Genomic DNA, 1,703 nt, shown 5'->3' with positions numbered 1-1,703 from the left:
GCGCCGTAGCCCAGCGAGGGCGGGATCACCAGCAGCACGCGGTCGCCCACGTGCTTGCCGACGTGGCCCTTGTCCCTTCGCCCGCCGCTACGACAACTTCATCGACGGCGACTGGACAGCGCCCGTCGAGGGCCGGTACTTCGAGAATCCGACGCCCGTGACCGGCAAGGTCTTCTGCGAGGTCGCCCGTTCCACGGCGGCCGACGTCGACCTCGCCCTTGACGCCGCGCACCGGGCGGCCGACCAGTGGGGCCGCACGTCCACGACGGAACGCGCGAACATCCTCAACAGGATCGCGGACCGCATCGAGCAGAACCTGGAGAAGATCGCGGTCGCCGAGACATGGGAGAACGGCAAGCCGGTCCGCGAGACCCTGGCCGCCGACATCCCGCTGGCCGTGGACCACTTCCGGTACTTCGCCGGAGTCGTCCGCGCCCAGGAGGGCAGCATCGCGGAGATCGACGCCGACACGGTCGCGTACCACTTCCACGAGCCGCTGGGCGTGGTCGGCCAGATCATCCCGTGGAACTTCCCCGTCCTCATGGCCACATGGAAGTTGGCTCCCGCCCTGGCCGCGGGCAACTGCGTCCTCATCAAACCGGCCGAGCAGACCCCGGTCAGCCTGCTCTACGTGATCGACCTCATCGCCGACCTGCTCCCGCCGGGCGTGGTCAACGTCGTCAACGGCTTCGGCGTCGAGGCGGGCAAGCCGCTGGCCTCCAGCCCGCGGGTGGCGAAGGTGGCGTTCACGGGTGAGACGACCACCGGCCGTCTGATCATGCAGTACGCGAGCGAGAACATCATTCCCGTCACCCTGGAACTGGGCGGCAAGAGCCCGAACATCTTCCTGCCCGACGTCATGGCCGCCGACGACGACTTCCTCGACAAGGCGGTCGAGGGTTTCGTGATGTTCGCCCTCAACCAGGGCGAGGTCTGCACCTGCCCGTCGCGCGCGCTCATCCCCTCGTCCATCTACGACGACTTCATGGCCCGCTGCGTCGAACGCACCCGGGCCATCGTCGGCGGCGACCCGCTGGACCCGGCCACCATGATCGGCGCGCAGGCGAGCAACGACCAATACGAGAAGATCCTCTCCTACCTCGACATCGGCAGGAAGGAGGGCGCCGAGGTCGTCACGGGCGGCAACCCCCGCGCGGTGCCGGGCCTGGAGGGCGGCTACTACATCGAGCCGACCATCTTCCGGGGCACCAACGACATGAGGATCTTCCAGGAGGAGATCTTCGGCCCGGTCGTCTCGGTCACGACGTACGACTCGGTCGACGAGGCCCTGAAGATCGCCAACGACACGCTGTACGGCCTCGGGGCCGGCGTCTGGACCCGCGACGGAAACACGGCCTACCGCCTGGGCCGCGAGATCAAGGCGGGCCGCGTCTGGACCAACTGCTACCACGCGTACCCGGCCCACGCGGCGTTCGGCGGCTACAAGAAGTCCGGGATGGGCCGCGAGACGCACAAGATGATGCTGGATCACTACCAGCAGACGAAGAACCTGCTGGTGAGCTACTCGGCGAAGAAGCTGGGCTTCTTCTAAAGGGCACACGAAAGGCGCCTGACCTGGTCTTTCACCCGTCAGGCGCCGTTCCTGGACTGACGCGGGCCCCCTCCCGCATGGACTCCTCAATACGGCGATCGGCCTAGCCCCGGGCCCCGTCCAGGAACGTGGCGTAAGGGCGGAAGAGGAC

Annotated in this window: 1 protein-coding gene; it reads left to right on the top strand. The window is 67.7% G+C overall.

Annotated elements, in window-relative coordinates; genetic code table 11:
• The coding region (locus ABZ281_RS48300; protein ID WP_356665091.1) for an aldehyde dehydrogenase family protein at nucleotides 1-1,552 on the top strand (1,552 nt) is incomplete at its 5' end.
• Between the last annotated feature and the right edge of the window lie 151 nt (nucleotides 1,553-1,703).

The sequence above is a fragment of the Streptomyces sp. NPDC006265 genome (assembly GCF_040613555.1).
Taxonomy (GTDB): Bacteria; Actinomycetota; Actinomycetes; order Streptomycetales; family Streptomycetaceae; genus Streptomyces.
Note: the sequence above shows the minus strand (reverse complement) of the source record. Positions and strands in the feature narration are given on the sequence as shown.